Below are 17,017 nucleotides of genomic sequence, written 5' to 3' on the forward strand. Positions count from 1 at the left end.
TGGACAGCCTGTGATGCTCGATGTTCCATGGCTCACGGGACGCCCTGTCATCCCCGGATTTTCCGACGAACCGTGATATCTGATCGGTACGCCCCGGGTCGCCGATGATTGTCGACCACGCTTGCCGCCGAGTCTGGCGCCGTCGGAAGGAACGTCATGGCATACCTGGACAACCGGCCCGCCACTCCGGCCGAGGCGCTGGACGAGCTGCTTGCCGGCAACACGCGGTTCGTCGACGGTACCCGCGTGCATCCGCACCAGGACGCCGAGCACCGGGCCGTGGTCGCCGCCGTCCAGCGGCCGTTCGCGGTCGTGTTCGGCTGCTCCGACTCCCGGCTCGCCGCCGAGATCATCTTCGACCGGGGGTTGGGTGACCTGTTCGTGGTCCGCACCGCGGGTCACATCGTCGGCGTCGAGGTCACCGCCAGTCTCGAGTACGGCGTCACGGTGCTCGGCGCGCCCCTGGTCGTGGTCCTCGGCCACGACTCGTGCGGGGCGATCCAGGCCACCCACGCCGCGATGACCGGCACCCGGCTGCCCGGGCGGGAACTCGGGGCGATCGCCGAGCGGGTCACCCCGAGCATCTGGCAGGCGAACGCCCGGCAGGTCACCGACTACGACGAGGTCGGGATGATCCATGTCCGGCGGACCGTCGAGATGCTGACCCGGCCCGGCACCGAACTCGGTGACGCGGTGGCCGCCGGACGGTGCGACGTGGTCGGCATGTTCTACCGGTTGGCCGACGGGCGGGTCAGCGTGCTCGCCGCCGAGTCGGCCGGGGAGTAGCCGGCGCGTCCCCGCGTCGGCACCCCGGCGGCGCGGACACCACCACACGCCCGGTCAGGCGGTTGATTCGCCGGCCGGGAGCACTGGGGGGTGCAGCCGGCCGGCGTTGACGTCGCCCCGTCCACGATCCGCGTCCGGAGCCGGGGACCAGCCGCCCGTCGTTCTCCTGGACCGTCCGGTCGCCGGCGCCGCCGGTCAGGATGAGTGGGTGTGTGTGGGCCGCCGCGCCCAGCCGCGGGTGGGCATGATGGTGCGGGAGGGCTCAGGGGATGTGCTGTGGGGTCGTGGTGGCCGCCGCGCGTTCGATGGCGGCAAGGAGCCGGTGGTGACGCAGGGCGGCCTCGAAATCAGGGTCAGGCCGACGCCCTTCGGCGATGGCGGCGGCGACCTCCTGGTAGAGGGCCGCGATGTTGGCGGGTGGGCCCGCGGGGATGCCGGCGGGCACGGTCCGGTAGGAGTCGGGCACCGCCAGGAGGTCACCGTCGACCCGAATCTCCCAGTCGCTCCAGTGCATGAACGACCCCCGTTCCGTGGGGGTTGCGGTCAGTGTGCCGGCGCTGCCCGCGAGCTTGACCAGGAACTCGTCCCGGATACGTCGGTTGCCGCCGTGGATGGTCACCGACGCGGTGGCGCCGCCCTCCAGCAGCCCGTGCACCAGTACCTGGTCGGGAGTGGCGTTGGCCTGGGTGCGCTCCGTGCCGGCGACCCGGACGCGTTCGTGCAGGCGGGGCAGTCGCGCGGAAACCTCGGTGAGCCGGCCCGCGGCCCGTTCCAGGGTTGCCAGGAAGTGGCCAGCCATGATCGTGAGTATCGAGTTCCCCGCCGCGGGGTCGAGGCTCCAGGCCAGGTCGGCCGGGATGCTGCTACCGCCAAAGGGGTCGCCTGCCGCGACGACCACGGCCGACTCGAGCGTGCCGATCCGCCCCTCGGCGAGCAGGTCGGCGGTGAACCTGGCGCTCGGGGAATGGCGGCCCTGCAGGACGACCGCATGGCACACGCCCGCCGCCGAGGCGGCATCGGCCAGTCCACGTGCCTCCTTTTCGTCGACGGCCAGCGGCCACTCGGACACGACGTGCTTGCCCGCGTCGAGCGCGGCGCGGATCACTGCGGCGTGCCCGGTCACACGCACCGAGACGACGACCAGGTCGACATCGGGGTGAGCGGCGAGCGTGGCCGCGTCCGCGAAGGCGTGCCGGACGCCGTACACCGCGGCTACGCGATTCGCGCTGGCCTGGTTGGTCGTCGCGACCGCGCTCACCTCGTACTCGGGAAGCGCGGTGAGCGCGGGCAGGTGTGAGCCGTCCGCCCATCCGCTCGCCCCGACCACTCCGACTCGGATCATGTACCACCCCTTAGTTATGTACCTTCCGGTAAAAAACTAGAGGCGCCGAGGCGTGGACGCAAGAGGTAACCTACCGATAGGTACAAAACTTTCGGGAAGCGCGGAGGACACCATGCCCGGCGGACGCCCACGCTCGTTCGACGCCGACGCCGCACTGGACCGCGCTCTGGAGGTGTTCTGGCGCCAAGGCTACGAGGGCACCTCGCTGACCGACCTGACCACCGCGATGGGCATCAACAAGCCCAGTCTCTACTCCGCCTTCGGCAACAAAGAGGAACTGTTCGGCAAGGTGCTCGCCCGCTACCTGGAGGGCCCCGGCAGCTACGCCGCCACCGCACTGGACGCGCCCACCGGCCGCGAGGTCATCCGGCTCCTGATCCATGGGGCCGTCGACCTCACCGCAGGGCAGGACGCGCCGCAGGGATGCCTGTGCGTCAAGAGCGTCCACGCCGGCGGGCCCGACTCGGAGCCGGTGCGGCGGGACGCGGTCGCGGTGCGCAAGGCCGGGGAGACGGCGCTGCGCAGACGACTGGAACAGGCCGACGACCTGCCGACCGGCTACAGCCCGGCCGACCTCGCCGCACTCGTCCACACCATCTCCGACGGCATCGCCGTCCAGGCGGCCGCCGGGCGCACCCGCAACGAACTGAGCCGAGTCGCCGAAACGGCGCTGCGCGCCCTCCTCGGCTGAACATCCCGGCAACCGGTGTACCGGAAGTGGGCCCGGCCTCGACCTCCGTTCCCGGTACGGCGGTTCGTCCGCATCGTCGAGGATCGCCGCCGCCGAATGTAGGCGATCGCCGGTCGAACGGGGCGAACCGGCCAACTACGGAACAAACAGCCACGGTCCGACCGGAAACTGTCCCTACCTGATCGCTCAACCGGTTCTGTCGACCCGCGCCGGACGAGGCCGCACCGGCCGGCGCCGACCTCCCTGCCAGCATCGGCGGTGATCTTCCCGTGCCGGGCGAAACCCGACCGAAACCCGGCCACTGGTACCGTTGCCAGCGCCGACCACCTCGCGAGCGAGAGACCGCCGGGTATCCGCCCGGATGGCGCCGAAGGGGCAAATCCTCCCCGGAACCTCTCAGGCAAAAGGAGTTCGCGGGCAGGCGACTGTGGAGCGCCCCGCGACGCCGCGTGGACGTGACAGAGGGGGAGGTTGCCCCGTCGACCTCGCCCGGGAGTGCCGCCCATGACCGCACCACGCTTCGCCGACCGCCACATCGGCCCCGACGCCGCCGCCCGAGGGCGCATGCTGGAGACCGTCGGATACGACACCGTCGACGACCTGATGGACGCCGCGATCCCCGAGGTGATCCGTTGGACCGGCGCCCTCGACCTGCCGCCGGCCGCCACCGAGGAGGAGGTGATCGCCGAACTGCGCGCGGTCGCCGCCCGCAACACCGTCGCCGTCTCCATGATCGGCCTCGGCTACCACGGCACCCACACCCCGGCGGTGATCCGCCGCAACGTGCTGGAGAACCCGGCCTGGTACACCGCCTACACCCCGTACCAGCCGGAGATCAGCCAGGGCCGGCTCGAGGCCCTGCTCAACTTCCAGACCGTGGTCACCGACCTGACCGGGCTCACCACCGCGAACGCCTCCATGCTCGACGAGGGCACCGCCGCGGCCGAGGCGATGACCCTGGCCCGCCGCGCCACCAAGGTCAGCAGCCCGGTGTACGTCGTCGACGCCGACACCCTGCCGCAGACGATCGCCGTCCTGGCCACCCGCGCCGAACCCCTCGGCATCGAGGTCCGGGTCCTCGACCTGGCCACCGAACCGCTGCCGGAGGCGTTCTTCGGCCTGCACCTGCAGTACCCGGGCGCCTCCGGCGCGGTCCGGGACCACACCGCGCTGGTCGAGGCCGCCCACGCCGCCGGCGCCCTGGTCACCGTCGCCGCCGACCTGCTCGCCCTGACCCTGCTCCGCCCGCCGGGTGAGATCGGCGCCGACATCGCCGCCGGCACCACCCAGCGGTTCGGCGTACCGATGGGCTTCGGCGGCCCGCACGCCGGCTACCTCGCGGTCCGCGCCGGCCTGGAGCGGATGCTGCCCGGCCGGCTCGTCGGAGTCTCCCGCGACGCCGCCGGCGAACCCGCCTACCGGCTCGCCCTGCAGACCCGCGAACAGCACATCCGCCGGGAGAAGGCGACCAGCAACATCTGCACCGCCCAGGTGCTGCTCGCCGTGATGGCCGGCATGTACGCCGTCTACCACGGCCCGGACGGTCTGCGGGCGATCGCCACCCGGGTCCACGAGCGGGCCACCACGCTCGCCGCCGGCCTGCGTACCGTCGACGGCGTCGACGTCGTCCACGACACGTTCTTCGACACCGTGCTGGCCCGGGTCCCCGGCCGGGCCGCCGAGGTCGTCGCCGCCGCCGAACGCCACGGGATCAACCTGCGGCTCGTCGACGCCGACCTCGTCGGGATCTCCTGCGACGAGACCACCACCGCCGAGCACGTCGCCACCGTGTGGCGGGCCTTCGGCGGCGTGGCCGGCGACCCGGCGGCCACGCCGGCCCTGCCGGCGGCGCTGCGCCGCACCGGCGACTTCCTCACCCACCCGGTCTTCCACAGCCACCACTCGGAGACCGCGATGCTGCGCTACCTGCGCCGCCTCGCCGACTTCGACTACGCCCTGGACCGGGGCATGATCCCACTCGGCTCCTGCACCATGAAGCTGAACGCGACCACCGAGATGGAGCCGGTCAGCTGGCCCGAGTTCGCGAACCTGCACCCGTTCGCCCCGGACACCCAGACCGCCGGCTACCGCGACCTGGTCGCGTCGCTGGAGGGCTGGCTCGCCGAGGTGACCGGCTACGACGCGGTCAGCGTGCAACCGAACGCCGGCTCCCAGGGCGAACTCGCCGGACTGCTCGCCATCCGCGGCTATCACCGCGACCGGGGCGAGGCGCACCGCGACGTCTGCCTGATCCCGTCGTCGGCACACGGCACCAACGCGGCCAGCGCGGTGATGGCCGGGATGCGGGTCGTTGTCGTCGGCTGCGACGTCGACGGTGACGTCGACCTCGCCGACCTCGACCGCAAGATCGAGGCGCACCGGGACAACCTCGCCGCGATCATGGTCACCTACCCGTCGACCCACGGCGTGTACGAGGGCGGCATCGCCGCCCTGTGCGCCAAGGTCCACGACGCCGGCGGCCAGGTGTACGTCGACGGCGCCAACCTCAACGCCCTGGTCGGCTTCGCCAAGCCGGGCCGGTTCGGTGCCGACGTGTCCCACCTGAACCTGCACAAGACGTTCTGCATCCCGCACGGCGGCGGCGGTCCCGGCGTCGGCCCGGTCGCGGTCCGCGCGCACCTGGCCCCGTACCTGCCCGGCGACCCGGTCGGCGACGACGGCCGGCCGGCGGTCTCGGCCGCCCGCTACGGCTCGGCCGGCATCCTGCCGATCCCGTGGGCGTACCTGCGGATGATGGGCCCGGACGGGCTGCGGCAGGCGACCGGCACGGCGGTGCTCGCCGCGAACTACGTGGCGGCCCGGCTCCGCACCCACTACCCGGTGCTCTACGCCGGCAACAAGGGGCTGGTCGCCCACGAGTGCATCCTCGACCTGCGGCCGCTGACCAAGGCGACCGGGGTCAGCGTCGACGACGTCGCCAAGCGGCTGATCGACTACGGGTTCCACGCCCCGACGATGTCGTTCCCGGTCGCCGGCACCCTGATGGTGGAGCCGACCGAGAGCGAGGACCTGACCGAACTCGACCGGTTCTGCGACGCGATGATCGCGATCCGGGCCGAGATCGACAAGGTCGGGTCGGGGGAGTGGCCGAAGGGGGACAACCCGCTCGCCAACGCCCCGCACACCGCGGCGATGGTCGGCGGCGACGACTGGCCGCACCCGTACCCGCGGTCGGTGGCGGCGTACCCGGCCGGGGTCGACCGGCGGGCGAAGTACTGGCCGCCGGTACGCCGCATCGACGGGGCGTACGGCGACCGGAACCTGGTCTGCGCCTGCCCGCCGCCCGAGGCGTTCGCGAACTGACCCGTCGTCACCGTCGGTGATCAACCGGTCAGGTGCGCCCCGGTCGGCGTCAGCCGTTCAGCCGACCAGGGCGTGCCGGGCCGGGCCGCGGTGCGGCGCGATCGTCCGACCGTCGGGCAGCAGTTCTCCGGTGTCGTCGAAAACGATGACACCGTTGCAGAGCAGGCTCCAGCCCTGCTCACGGAAGCAGGCGATGACCCGGGCGGCTTCCCGGTCGGGAGCCTCGGCGGAGGGACAGGTGGGTTGGTGCTGGCACATCGGGTTCTCCGGACGGTGAGGGCAGTGTGGCATGGTTCACATGGCCAGTCACGGACGGTACCAACGCCCGGGGCACGATGACGAGCAGCTTTCGAACTGACGCGGGAGAATCCACTTTTCGGATGAGGCAGATCGATACGGTCGGCGTGGGATCGCTCCCAACCGGGCTGTCCCCGGGCATCCCGGGCATCCCGGCCGGATGCCGGACCCGGTTGACCGAACACGACCGGCTGCAGTGGTGGTGCGCCGACGGCGGCGACCCGGCCCGGCTGCTGGAGGACTTCCTCGCCGGGCACGGCCTGCCGGTCCGCGACCTCGCCCGACCGGCGGCCCCACACCCCGACGTACCCCGGCCCGGCACGGTCTGCGGGGCGGGGGTGTTCGTCTCCGCCGCCGCCGGCGCCACCATGGTCCGAGGCGCGGTCGGCCCGCCGAGTCCGGCGCCGGCCGTACCGGACCTGGTCGCCGTCGTCTACCGGCACACCACGCCGTCGACCTCCCAGCCGGGCGACCCGGACACCTGGCCGGCGGCCCCGACCGGCTGGCGGCTCGGACCGTGGCAGCCCAGCTGGACCGGGCAGGCGCACGCCGCCGCCGTCGAGCAGGCCCGGGCCGCGATCGGCCGCGGCGACATCTACCAGGTCAACGTCGTCGGACACGCCGCCGCCCGGTACGACGGCAACCCGGGGCCGGCCCTGGCCCGGGTGGCCCGGCTGCCCGGCGCCCGCTACGGCGGCGTACTCACCGGACCCGGCTGGGCGATCGGCTGTGCCTCCCCGGAAACCCTGGTCGAGGCGACCGCCGGCCGGGTCACCACCCGCCCGATCAAGGGCACCCGGCCGGCGACCGACGACGGACGACGGGACATGCTCACCTCGGCCAAGGAACGGGCCGAACACATCATGATCGTCGACCTGGAACGCAACGACCTGGCCCGGGTCGCCCGCACCGGCTCGGTACACGTCGACGACCTCTACACGCTGCGCCGCTGGTCCGGACTGTGGCAGGCCGAGTCGACGGTCTCCGCCCAGCTCGCCGACGGCTGCGGTCTCGCCGACCTGCTCCGCGCCGTCTGCCCCGGCGGCTCGGTCACCGGAGCGCCCAAACTCGCCGCGCTGGCCGAGATCGCCGCCCTGGAACCGGTCGGCCGGGGCGCCGCCATGGGCGGCTTCGGCTGGATCGACGCGAACGGCCTCGACCTCGGGCTGACCATCCGCACCGTCGCGGTCGACGCCGACCGGGTCCACGTCTGGGCCGGCGGCGGCATCACCTGGGACAGTGACCCGCACGCCGAGGTCGCCGAGGCGGCCGCCAAGGCCGGCCCGGTCCGCGCCGCCCTGGCCGGCTGACCGCCCGGCCCACCAGGCCGGCCGCGTCAGGCGTCGCCGCCGGTTGACCACCGGACCCACCCGGCCGCCTTCCCACCGTTACGGACCCACCCGGCTGGCCCGTCCACCGCCACCGTGTTCACCCGGCCAGCCCGGCCAGCCGGGCCAGGGCCGCGTCGACCGCCCCGGGGCCGGCGGGCAGCAGCGGCAGCCGTACCCCGGCGGTGCGGATGCGGCCCTGGGCGTGCAGCACACCCTTGACCACGGCCGGGTTCGGTTCGGCGAACAGGGCCGCCGACAGCCGCGACAGTGCCGCCCCGAGGGCACGGGCCCGCGCCACCTCGCCGTCCCGCCAGGCGGCGACCAGTTCCGCGAACCGGCCGGTGGCCAGGTGCGCCGAGGCGAGCACCCCGCCGGTCGCGCCGAGCGCCAGCATCGGCGACAGGAACACGTCGTCGCCGGCCAGCACCGCGAACCTCGGCGGGGGATCGGCGAACAGTCGTACGGTCTGCTCGTCGATGGCGCCGGCCGCGTACTTCACCCCCACCACCCCGGGCAGCCGGCCCAGTTCGGTCAGGCAGGCCGCGTCCAGCGGCCGTCCCGTCCGGTACGGCACGTGGTAGACGATCAACGGGACGGGAGCGGACCGGGCCAGGGTGGCGAAGTGTGCGACCACACCGGCCTGTGACGGGCGGACGAACGACGGCACCGGCACCAGCGCGTACCCGATCTCCGGCCAGCGGACGAGGTCGGCGAGCGCGGCCGCGCAGGCCCGGGTGTCGCCGCCGCCGGCGCCGACCGTCACGACCGCGCCCCGGTCCCGGCCCACCCGGACGCACACCTCGACCACCCGCCGTCGCTCGGCGGCGTCGAGGGTGCCGGCCTCGGCGGTCGTGCCGAGGGCGACGATCCCGGCGGCGCCGTCGGCGAGTACGGCGTGGGCGAGTCCCTCGAGCGCCTCGCCGTCGACGGTGTCGGCGGCGGTGAACGGCGTGACCAGCGGGACGTGGATTCCGCACAGCGATGTCATGCCTCCGAGGCTGCCCGCCCCGACCCGAAAGCTCCAGTTCACATTTCTTCCTGCCAGCGTAAGGTCAGCTGATGCTCGATGTCCGTCGCCTGCGCCTGCTGCGGGAACTCGCCCGGCGCGGCACCATCGTCGCCGTCGCCGACGCGCTGGCGTTCACCCCGTCGGCGGTCTCCCAGCAGCTCGGCGTCCTCGAACGGGAGGCGGGGGTGCCGCTGCTGGAACGGACCGGGCGCAGCGTCACCCTCACCCCGGCGGCCCGCAACCTGGTCCGGCACGCCGACGCGGTCCTCGAACGACTGGAGCGGGCCGCCGCCGAACTCGCCGACACCCGACACGGGCTGGCCGGTCCACTGCGCATCGGCGCCTTCCCGACCGCCACCCGGGCGATCGTGCCCGCCGCGCTGACCGCCCTGGCCCGCGGGCACCCCGGCCTGGAGCCGATGGTGCGGGAGATCGACCCGGCCGAGGTCGCGCACGCGTTGCGGGCCGGCGACCTGGACGTCGCCCTGGTCCACGAATACGACTTCGTCCCCGCCCCCGCCGAGCCGGGCGTGGCGAGCACACCACTGTGCAGCGAGGCGATGTACGTCGCCACGCCCGCCCCGGCACACGACCACCCGGACGACGACGGCCCGGCGCTGCACCGCTGGCGGGAGTCCGCGTGGATCACCGCGACAGCGGGCAGCCTGTGTCACACGATGACGGTCCGGGCCTGCCAGGCCGCCGGATTCCACCCCCGGATCCGGCACCGCGTCGACGACTTCGACACCGTACTGGCCCTGGTCGCGGCGGGTCAGGGCGTCGCACTGGTGCCGCAGTTGGGGATCGTGAACCCACCGCCGGAGGTGGTCCTGACCCGGCTGCCGATCCACCGCCGGACCCGGATCGCGTACCGCGACGGCGCCGCCGCGCACCCCGCCGTCACCGCGGTCGCCGCCGCGCTGCGCAGCGCCGTGCCGCCACAGTTGCGTCCCCCGGCCGCGGGGGCCCTGCGTCCGCCGGCGTGACGGTCACCCGCCGGTCGGGGTGTCGAACACGTCGTACACCTGTTCGGACGTCGCGGGGGTAAGCAGGCTGAACAGGTAGAGGGCGGTGGCGTCAGTACCGCGAACCCCGGGTTGGCGGCAGCGCGGCTGGACCATCCCGGCGTGCGATGCCGGCGCGACGTCGGCGATGCTGTGCGTGTGGAGTACGTGTCCAGAGTGCCGCGACCGCCGCTGGACGGGCTGATCGACGACCTTTACTACCTGGAGGGTGCGTCGCCGTACGCCCGGCTGACGCTACCGCCCGCGCCGTCGGCGTTGCTCATCGTCAACCTCGGGGCGCCGTTCCGCATCCGCGCCGGCACCGACATCGAGACGGCCGAGTACGCCGACGGCTGTGTGGTCACCATGCCCACCCGCGCGTGGGAGTTCGGCTACCCACTCCGGACCCGGTCCGTCGGCGTGCACTTCAAGCCGTGGGGGCTGGCGCCGTTCCTGCCGATGCCCGCAGCCGAGCTGTGTGACCGGCCGCTGACGGTGGAGCAGGTGTGGGGCCGGCCCGCCATTGCCGAGCTGCGAGACCGGCTGGCCACGGCGGACGGACCGTACGAGATGCTGACGCTGCTCGAGGCGGAGCTGATGCGACGGCTGTGCGAGACCGCCGGCCTGGGGCTGGTCCGCCATACGAGCAGCGTCATCGCGGCGACCAGCGGGGCGGTGGCGATCGGCGACCTGGGCGTGGCAGCCGGGGTCAGCAGCACCCACCTGGCACAGCGGTTCAAGGAGCTCGTCGGCGTCACGCCGAAGCGGCTGGCCCGCACCTACCGTTTCGCCGCCACCGTGTTCGCGATCAACCCCGCCGGACCGATCGACTGGGGCGACCTCGCCGGTGGCGCAGGCTACTTCGACCAGGCCCACTTCGGCCACGAGTTCCGGGCGTTCACCGGGCTCACGCCGACCCGGTACGTCGAAGTCCGGCGGCGGTTTCTGCGGGAACATCCCGGTCACGCGCTGGACGGTTGGCCGCTGCCGGCCGATTGATTTTGTACAAGAGCGGCAGCGCACGGCCCGCTAGTTTGGGGGCACCCGGAAGCAGAGGAGAGCCCTGTGGGCACGGTCGTCATGTACAGCTCGGTGTCGGTGGACGGCTTCGTCGCGGACGAGAACGACCAGCCCGGACCGCTGTTCGACTGGTTGACCGGCGGTGACGTCCCGTTGGACGACAGCGGCGTATTGAAGGTGTCGCAGACCTCCTACGACCACACCCGGGCGTACTGGGACCAGGTCGGGGTGACGGTCGTCGGCCGGCACGTCTTCGACCTGACGGACGGCTGGGACGGGAAGCCTCCGGGTGGCATCGACCACGTGGTCGTCGTGACGCACCGGCCGGCGCCCGAGGGCTGGGACCCCGAGGCGCCGTTCCACTTCGTCGACGGCGTCGCGGCGGCCGTGACCAGGGCGCGGGAACTCGCCGGTGACCGCATCGTCGAGGTCGCCGCTGGCGACGTCGGTGGCCAGGTGCTCGCCGCGGGCCTGGTCGACGAGGTGCGGATGGACGTCGTGCCCGTGGTGTTCGGGTCCGGGAAGCGCTACTTCGGGTCGGTCCACGCGCAGCACCTGTTGGAGGATCCTGACCTGGTGATCCAGGGCAACCGGGTGCTTCACCTGCGCTACCGGGTCCGCCGTCGACCGAGCTGAGCGGGAACGCGAAGAAGCCCACCGCGAACGTGCCACAAGTCCGGACTGGGCGGGTTCGCCTTCGACGTCGACTCGACTCGACAAATTCGGCGATCAACCGCTTGTTCACGACCGCCCGCAGCCCGTCCGGGACCCCACCACCATCGACGCCCCCCGTACCGGCACCAGAATCTCCGTACGTTGCACAGAGCGCGGTGGAGGTGGCTGGAACAACAAAACCGGTAACGAACCGATAAGGTTCCGCTCATGACCATGCGGCCCATCCGAATCATCGGCGACCCCGTGCTCCGCACCCCCTGCGAGCCCGTCACCAGCTTCGACGCCGAACTACGAGCCCTGGTCACCGACCTCATGGACACCCTGCTCGGCGCCCCCGGCCGCGCCGGCGTCGCCGCACCCCAGATCGGCATCAGCGCCCAGGTCTTCGTCTACGACGCCGACGGCCACCGCGGCCACCTCATCAACCCCACCCTCGAACTCTCCACCGAAACCCAGACCGACGACGAAGGCTGCCTCTCCATCCCCGGCCTCTACTTCCCCACCCCCCGCGCCCTGCACGCCACCGCCCACGGCTACGACCAACACGGCGAACCCCGCACCGTCACCGGCACCGGCTTCCTCGCCCGCGCCCTCCAACACGAAACCGACCACCTCAACGGCCGGCTCTACGTCGACACCCTCCGCGGCGACACCCGCCGCCAAGCGCTCCGCGAAATCCGCGCCGGCCGCTTCGCCACCCCCGACCGGTAACCACCCCTCACCGCCCCCGCCACCGCCGCACCCACAACCCCACCAACCCCAACCCCACGAACACCACCGCCGAACAACACAACGCTTTGAAAAGCACGCCCAAACTGTGCCACGTCGCGCCGTAAGGTGCAGAGGTGCGCCTGGCAACCTTCAACCTGCTCCACGGCAGATCCCCCCACGACGGCCTCGTCGACGAAACCCGCCTCGCCGCCACCGTCGCCGCCCTCGACGCCGACATACTCGCCCTGCAGGAAGTCGACCGCGACCAGTCCCGCAGCAACCACCTCGACCTCACCGCCATCGCCGCCCAAGCCCTCGACGCCCCCGCCCACCGATTCGCCGCCGCCGTCGTCGGCACCCCCGGCGAACAGTTCCGCCCCCTCACCCACGACGACGACGGACACGGCGAACCCCTCTACGGCGTCGGCCTCATCAGCCGCTACCCCGTCCGGTCCTGGCAGGTCATCCGACTCACCGCCCTACCCGTACGCTCACCCGTCATCGTCCCCGGCCCCGGCGGCGGCATCGTCCTGCTCCGCGACGAACCCCGCGTCGTCCTCGCCGCCGAACTCGACACCCCCCACGGACCCGTCACCGCCGCCGCCACCCACCTCTCCTTCGTACCCGGCTGGAACATCCGACAACTCCGCCAGGTCGTCCGCGCCCTACGCACCCTGCCCCCACCCCGCATCCTCCTCGGCGACCTCAACCTCCCCGCCAGCCTCGCCACCCTCGTCTCCGGCTGGCGATCCCTCGCCCACCGCCCCACCTACCCCGCCACCCAACCCCGCGTCCAACTCGACCACATCCTCGCCGACCCCCGCGACAGCCACCCCCTGCCCGCCGTCACCGCCATCACCACCCCCGCCGCCACCATCTCCGACCACCGCCCCCTCGTCGTCGACCTCGCCTGACACCAGAGGCTCAGCACGCGGGAGGGACAGCGTCACGCCACCGGGCCGGAGTCACCCCGTGTTCCGCCCGGAAGCGTCTGATGAAGTAGCTGACATCGGGATAACCGACCCGGCGACTGACCGCCGCCACGGTCAGCCCGGTCTCCGTGAGCAGCAGGCGCGCCTGCCGCATCCGGCGCTGCGCGATCCACTGCTGCACCGTCCGGCCGGTCTTCCGGCGTACCACCGTGGTCAGGTGACCGGCGGTCAGCGCGAGTTCGGCGGCCACGTCAGCCAGCGAGATCGGTTCGCGGTAGCGCCGCTCGATGGTGTCGAAAACGGCCGCGAGCAGCGGCTCGTCCGCCGACCGGAACTGGTCGGCGACGCCGGCCGACAACCGCGCGGCGGCCACGAGCAACAGGGTCAGGTGCGCGAGGGCGGCCTCCCGGTGGCCGTCGCGACGGGCCCGCAACTCGGCGTCGAGCACGGCGAACCGCTCATCCCAGCCCGGCCGGTCCGCCAGCGGGATGCGCAACCGCTGCGCCCGGTCGGTACCCCGGGCGAACGGAAACAACAACGGGTGCGTCCGCCACGACGAGTACGGCCCCGACATCCCCGGCCGCACGACGTCGACCGGAAACCACACCACCCAACCGTCCGCGACGACCTCCCCATGCGAATCACCGAACGAGACGACCTGCCCCGGCGCGACGACGAACAGATCCCCGTCGCTCACCGTCCACGTCCGCCGGTCGATCAACACCCTCCCGGCAGCGTGCCGCGCGTAGAAAAGCACCAGGAAGTCATGCGCGTGCGCACCACCAGCGGCAGGACCCACCACCGGCGCGTCCTCGGGAACCCGGGCCACCGCGACCGGGACGATCCCGGGCACATGGCCGAAGCCGACGACCGGCACACCCCGCCCGGTCACCCCGACCGAACGGGACACCGGCACCAAACTTCGTCTCATCCCACCCACAGATCCGCCATTGTCCAGCCCCTCGACGTCCACGAGGCTCAGAGTACGACCCAATTTCATCCGATCTCGGAGCGTGACATGACCAGACGAATCGACAGCCCCGAACAGCACTACATACCCGGCATGGGCAAACACTGGCTGCTGCCCCTCTACGACCCGTTCTCCCGGCTCGCCCGCGTCGGACGCGTCCACCGGCAACTCCTCGACCGGGCGGACCTCCGACCAGGCCAGCGCACCCTCGAAATCGGCTGCGGCACCGGCAACCTGCTACAGGCCCTCGGACGCCGCCACCCCGACATCGACGCGCTGGGCATCGACCCGGACCCGGCGGCACTGCGCCGCGCCCGCCGCAAAGCGACCCGGGCCGGCCTGCCGATCCGGTACGAACGCGCCTTCGCCAGCGAACTACCCCTGCCCGACAGCACCGTCGACCGGGTACTGTCCGCGTTCATGCTGCACCACCTCGCCGAGACCGAACGGGCCCGGGCCCTGCACGAAGTCAGCCGGGTACTGCGTCCCGGCGGTCAACTGCACGTGGTGGACATCGACGGCACACCCAGCGGACGGAACGCGAACCGGCCCCACCGCCACCCGCGCTTCGACATCCTCCCCGAACAGGTACCCGCCGCGCTGGCCGACGCCGGCCTGACCCACGCCACCGAGAACGGTCGCAGCAGGCAATGGTTCGGCGGCCTCGCCTTCTACCGCGCCGAAGCCCCGGCCACACAACCCTGAGAGGCCCGGGACCCCCCGAACGGCTAGCCTTCTGCGGCAGCGCTCCCCAGCGTGTACCGGGACGCCCAAGCCGTCGGCGGCCATTCCGGTACACGATCCGTTCGGTCAGCCGCAATCGGCGCAGCGGTCAGCGCCCTCAGCGGGTGCCTGGGTCAACAGCACCAGGGGCATCCGCCACAACGTGGACCTGCCCCCCATCCTGATCAACGGCCGTACCGAGGAAACCACCAGACTGCCGCGACCACAGGTCCGCGTAGATCCCGCCTCGTTCCAGCAGTTCGGCATGGGTGCCCTGCTCCGCGATCCGGCCACTGTCGAGGACCACGATCCGGTCCATGCGGGCGATGGTAGACAGCCGGTGCGCGATAGCGATCACGGTACGGCTGGTCATCACCTCGCCGAGCGTGTCGTGGATGGCGGTCTCCGCCTCGGAATCGAGCGCGGACGTCGCCTCGTCCAGGACCAGGATCGGCGCGCTGCGGTAGAACGCCCGGGCCAACGCGATCCGCTGCCGCTGGCCGCCCGACAGGTGCACACCGCGCTCCCCGACATGTGCGTCCAGGCCGGTCCGGTCATCCGCGTCCCTCAGCACGGCAACGAATCCGTCGGCGGATGCCCGGCGCAGCGCCACCTCGATCTGTGCGTCGTCGGCTGAACCGGGACCAGCGATGTTCTCGCGAATCGAGCGGTGCAGCAGCGTCGCGTCCTGGGTAACCATGGCGATCTGGCCGCGCAGGCTCTCCTGCGTCACGTCCCTGATGTCGGTGCCGTCGATCATGATCGTGCCGGACTCCGCGTCGTGAAACCGCAGGAGTAGGCCAACCAACGTGGACTTACCCGCCCCAGACCGGCCGACGAGGCCGACCCGCTCACCGGCCGCGACGTCGAGGTTCAGCCGGTCGAGCCCGCCAACACCGCGGCCATAATGATGGCTGACCTGTGAAAAGCTGATGGCTCCGCCGCGTACCCGCAGCCGGGCTGCCCCCGGTTTGTCAGCGACCGCGAGCGGTTGCGCGACGGTCCGCAGGGCCCTCCGGAGCGCGCCGACGGACCCGAACAGCGACGACACGGCGTCCAGCAGCCACTCCGCCATCGCGGTGATCCGGAAACTGAGCGCCAACGCGGCCGCGACCAGACCTATCGGCGCGACCTCGGCACGCCAGAGGGCGACCCCGTATCCGACGAGTCCGACAAGCAGCGCGCTGCCGAACGCCATCATGGCGCTGTTGATCGTCACCTCGACCCGCTGCAGGTCCAGGTGTGCCCGTCTGGCCCGCGCAAACACCCCGACGTCATGCGCGGTGCGGGTCTCCTGACCGCCGAGCAGCGCGAGCGTGTCGACGTTCGCGTACGAGTCGACAAGCAGGCCGGTCAGCGCGGACTCCGCGTCCTGCAGGCGTTCCGACGCGCGCCGGTAGCGCGGCACCGCCCACCGCATGAGCAGCGCGTACGCCAGGATCCAGGTGCCGAGCGGCAGCAGCAGACGCACGTCGATCGTGGACATCAACCACACCGAGCCGGCAATGTAGGCGATCACGAACACCAACGTGTGAATCACCGCATACGCGGCGGTGCTGGCAGCATCGCCACCGTCGCGGACCCAGGTGGCGATGCGTCCGGCAAGGTCGTCGCGGAACCAACCGACGGACTGCCGGGACACGTGCCGGTGTGCCCGCCAGCGGGCGAGCGGGCGGGCGTTGGCCCGGAACGCGATGTCGTCCAGCGCCTCGCTGGCCAGGTTCACCAGCGGTCTGACCAGCAGCACAAACACGGCCACCGTGAGCAGCTCGGCGCCATGGCCGGCCCAGAAAGTGTCCGGGCTTGTGGCGGCGAGCGTGTCGACCAGGCGGCCCGCGTACCCGATGAGCCACACCTCGATCGCGGCGCACAGGATCGTGGTGGCGACGGCAGCCGCTACGACCGGCCGTAGCGGCCGGAACTCCCGCAGGAGGAACTTCCGGACACTGGCCGCCGGAGTGGAGTTGGTGCCGGTGGGGAAGGGGTCAACAGGGTTTTCGAACAGACGTAACACGAAGTGCCTCTCCGGCGGTGGAGACAGACAAGGGACCGGGACAACCACCGGACGTCCTCATAATCAATCTCCTCTTCGTGTCGTACGGGCGAAAGCTCTCCCCGCGAGGCTAGGGGAACTCGTGCGGCGCTGCCTCCGATTTCACGGCCGGCGCACGACATGTGACCCGACACGGCAGCATCAACGAC

At 72.1% G+C, this 17,017-nt stretch carries 15 protein-coding genes and 1 riboswitch; of the genes, 10 read left to right on the forward strand and 5 right to left on the reverse strand.

Features of this window, described 5'->3' with window-relative positions; all coding sequences use genetic code 11:
• Window positions 1–156 precede the first annotated feature (156 nt).
• Window positions 157–786 carry a carbonic anhydrase gene (locus ABGB21_RS22920; RefSeq protein ID WP_347657222.1) on the forward strand — a complete coding sequence of 210 codons (630 nt, stop codon included), beginning with the start codon at window positions 157–159 and terminating at the stop codon, window positions 784–786.
• A 262-nt stretch (window positions 787–1,048) separates the two neighbouring features.
• On the opposite strand, the gene ABGB21_RS22925 is transcribed toward ABGB21_RS22920, so the two are convergent.
• Entirely contained in the window at window positions 1,049–2,128 is a 1,080-nt protein-coding gene (locus ABGB21_RS22925; protein ID WP_347657223.1) for a Gfo/Idh/MocA family oxidoreductase, read from the reverse strand.
• Window positions 2,129–2,240: 112 nt separating this feature from the next.
• On the opposite strand from ABGB21_RS22925, the gene ABGB21_RS22930 reads away from it, so the two are divergent.
• Together ABGB21_RS22930 and gcvP are read left to right on the forward strand one after the other, a co-directional pair.
• Window positions 2,241–2,819: a TetR/AcrR family transcriptional regulator gene (locus ABGB21_RS22930; protein ID WP_347657224.1), complete on the forward strand. Its 579-nt coding sequence runs from the start codon at window positions 2,241–2,243 to the stop codon at window positions 2,817–2,819.
• Window positions 2,820–3,142: 323 nt separating this feature from the next.
• A riboswitch (glycine riboswitch) is annotated at window positions 3,143–3,241 on the forward strand.
• An 82-nt stretch (window positions 3,242–3,323) separates the two neighbouring features.
• The gene (gene gcvP, locus ABGB21_RS22935) at window positions 3,324–6,143 is read left to right on the forward strand and encodes an aminomethyl-transferring glycine dehydrogenase (RefSeq protein ID WP_347679438.1); all 2,820 of its coding nucleotides are present in this window, start codon (window positions 3,324–3,326) and stop codon (window positions 6,141–6,143) included.
• Between the two features lie 57 nt (window positions 6,144–6,200).
• On the opposite strand, the gene ABGB21_RS22940 is transcribed toward gcvP, so the two are convergent.
• Window positions 6,201–6,401: a DUF5999 family protein gene (locus tag ABGB21_RS22940; RefSeq protein ID WP_331215219.1), complete on the reverse strand. Its 201-nt coding sequence runs from the start codon at window positions 6,399–6,401 to the stop codon at window positions 6,201–6,203.
• A 122-nt stretch (window positions 6,402–6,523) separates the two neighbouring features.
• Between ABGB21_RS22940 and ABGB21_RS22945 the strand changes: the two genes are divergently transcribed.
• Window positions 6,524–7,750 (forward strand): chorismate-binding protein, encoded by a 1,227-nt coding sequence (locus ABGB21_RS22945; protein WP_347679440.1) that lies wholly within the window; start codon window positions 6,524–6,526, stop codon window positions 7,748–7,750.
• Window positions 7,751–7,868: 118 nt separating this feature from the next.
• On the opposite strand, the gene ABGB21_RS22950 is transcribed toward ABGB21_RS22945, so the two are convergent.
• Window positions 7,869–8,759: a dihydrodipicolinate synthase family protein gene (locus ABGB21_RS22950; RefSeq protein WP_347657227.1), complete on the reverse strand. Its 891-nt coding sequence runs from the start codon at window positions 8,757–8,759 to the stop codon at window positions 7,869–7,871.
• Between the two features lie 71 nt (window positions 8,760–8,830).
• On the opposite strand from ABGB21_RS22950, the gene ABGB21_RS22955 reads away from it, so the two are divergent.
• The 5 genes from ABGB21_RS22955 (at window position 8,831) to ABGB21_RS22975 (ending at window position 13,104) form a co-directional block, all read left to right on the forward strand.
• Window positions 8,831–9,766 carry a LysR family transcriptional regulator gene (locus ABGB21_RS22955; RefSeq protein WP_347679442.1) on the forward strand — a complete coding sequence of 312 codons (936 nt, stop codon included), beginning with the start codon at window positions 8,831–8,833 and terminating at the stop codon, window positions 9,764–9,766.
• A 177-nt stretch (window positions 9,767–9,943) separates the two neighbouring features.
• Window positions 9,944–10,783: a helix-turn-helix domain-containing protein gene (locus tag ABGB21_RS22960; protein ID WP_347679444.1), complete on the forward strand. Its 840-nt coding sequence runs from the start codon at window positions 9,944–9,946 to the stop codon at window positions 10,781–10,783.
• A 66-nt stretch (window positions 10,784–10,849) separates the two neighbouring features.
• Window positions 10,850–11,440 carry a dihydrofolate reductase family protein gene (locus ABGB21_RS22965; protein WP_347679446.1) on the forward strand — a complete coding sequence of 197 codons (591 nt, stop codon included), beginning with the start codon at window positions 10,850–10,852 and terminating at the stop codon, window positions 11,438–11,440.
• Between the two features lie 246 nt (window positions 11,441–11,686).
• Complete coding sequence (gene def, locus ABGB21_RS22970; protein ID WP_347657231.1) at window positions 11,687–12,190, forward strand: peptide deformylase; 504 nt, start codon at window positions 11,687–11,689, stop codon at window positions 12,188–12,190.
• 134 nt (window positions 12,191–12,324) lie between these two features.
• Complete coding sequence (locus ABGB21_RS22975; RefSeq protein ID WP_347679448.1) at window positions 12,325–13,104, forward strand: endonuclease/exonuclease/phosphatase family protein; 780 nt, start codon at window positions 12,325–12,327, stop codon at window positions 13,102–13,104.
• 10 nt (window positions 13,105–13,114) lie between these two features.
• On the opposite strand, the gene ABGB21_RS22980 is transcribed toward ABGB21_RS22975, so the two are convergent.
• Complete coding sequence (locus ABGB21_RS22980; RefSeq protein ID WP_347656940.1) at window positions 13,115–13,999, reverse strand: AraC family transcriptional regulator; 885 nt, start codon at window positions 13,997–13,999, stop codon at window positions 13,115–13,117.
• Window positions 14,000–14,140: 141 nt separating this feature from the next.
• Here ABGB21_RS22980 and ABGB21_RS22985 point away from each other — a divergent pair, with 141 nt between their 5' ends.
• Window positions 14,141–14,797: a class I SAM-dependent methyltransferase gene (locus ABGB21_RS22985; protein WP_347679450.1), complete on the forward strand. Its 657-nt coding sequence runs from the start codon at window positions 14,141–14,143 to the stop codon at window positions 14,795–14,797.
• 136 nt (window positions 14,798–14,933) lie between these two features.
• On the opposite strand, the gene ABGB21_RS22990 is transcribed toward ABGB21_RS22985, so the two are convergent.
• Window positions 14,934–16,877, reverse strand: a complete 1,944-nt coding sequence (locus ABGB21_RS22990) for an ABC transporter ATP-binding protein (protein ID WP_347656877.1) — start codon at window positions 16,875–16,877, stop codon at window positions 14,934–14,936.
• Window positions 16,878–17,017: the final 140 nt, after the last annotated feature.

This window comes from Plantactinospora sp. B24E8, assembly GCF_039871735.1.
Classification (GTDB): Bacteria; Actinomycetota; Actinomycetes; order Mycobacteriales; family Micromonosporaceae; genus Plantactinospora.

Coding starts and splice junctions, on each gene's coding strand:
- ABGB21_RS22945 (WP_347679440.1), top strand. CDS start 6,524: ATGAGGCAGATCGATACGGTCGGCGTGGGATCGCTCCCAACCGGGCTG.
- ABGB21_RS22940 (WP_331215219.1), bottom strand. CDS start 6,401: ATGTGCCAGCACCAACCCACCTGTCCCTCCGCCGAGGCTCCCGACCGG.
- ABGB21_RS22955 (WP_347679442.1), top strand. CDS start 8,831: ATGCTCGATGTCCGTCGCCTGCGCCTGCTGCGGGAACTCGCCCGGCGC.
- ABGB21_RS22985 (WP_347679450.1), top strand. CDS start 14,141: ATGACCAGACGAATCGACAGCCCCGAACAGCACTACATACCCGGCATG.
- def (WP_347657231.1), top strand. CDS start 11,687: ATGACCATGCGGCCCATCCGAATCATCGGCGACCCCGTGCTCCGCACC.
- ABGB21_RS22930 (WP_347657224.1), top strand. CDS start 2,241: ATGCCCGGCGGACGCCCACGCTCGTTCGACGCCGACGCCGCACTGGAC.
- ABGB21_RS22920 (WP_347657222.1), top strand. CDS start 157: ATGGCATACCTGGACAACCGGCCCGCCACTCCGGCCGAGGCGCTGGAC.
- ABGB21_RS22925 (WP_347657223.1), bottom strand. CDS start 2,128: ATGATCCGAGTCGGAGTGGTCGGGGCGAGCGGATGGGCGGACGGCTCA.
- gcvP (WP_347679438.1), top strand. CDS start 3,324: ATGACCGCACCACGCTTCGCCGACCGCCACATCGGCCCCGACGCCGCC.
- ABGB21_RS22950 (WP_347657227.1), bottom strand. CDS start 8,759: ATGACATCGCTGTGCGGAATCCACGTCCCGCTGGTCACGCCGTTCACC.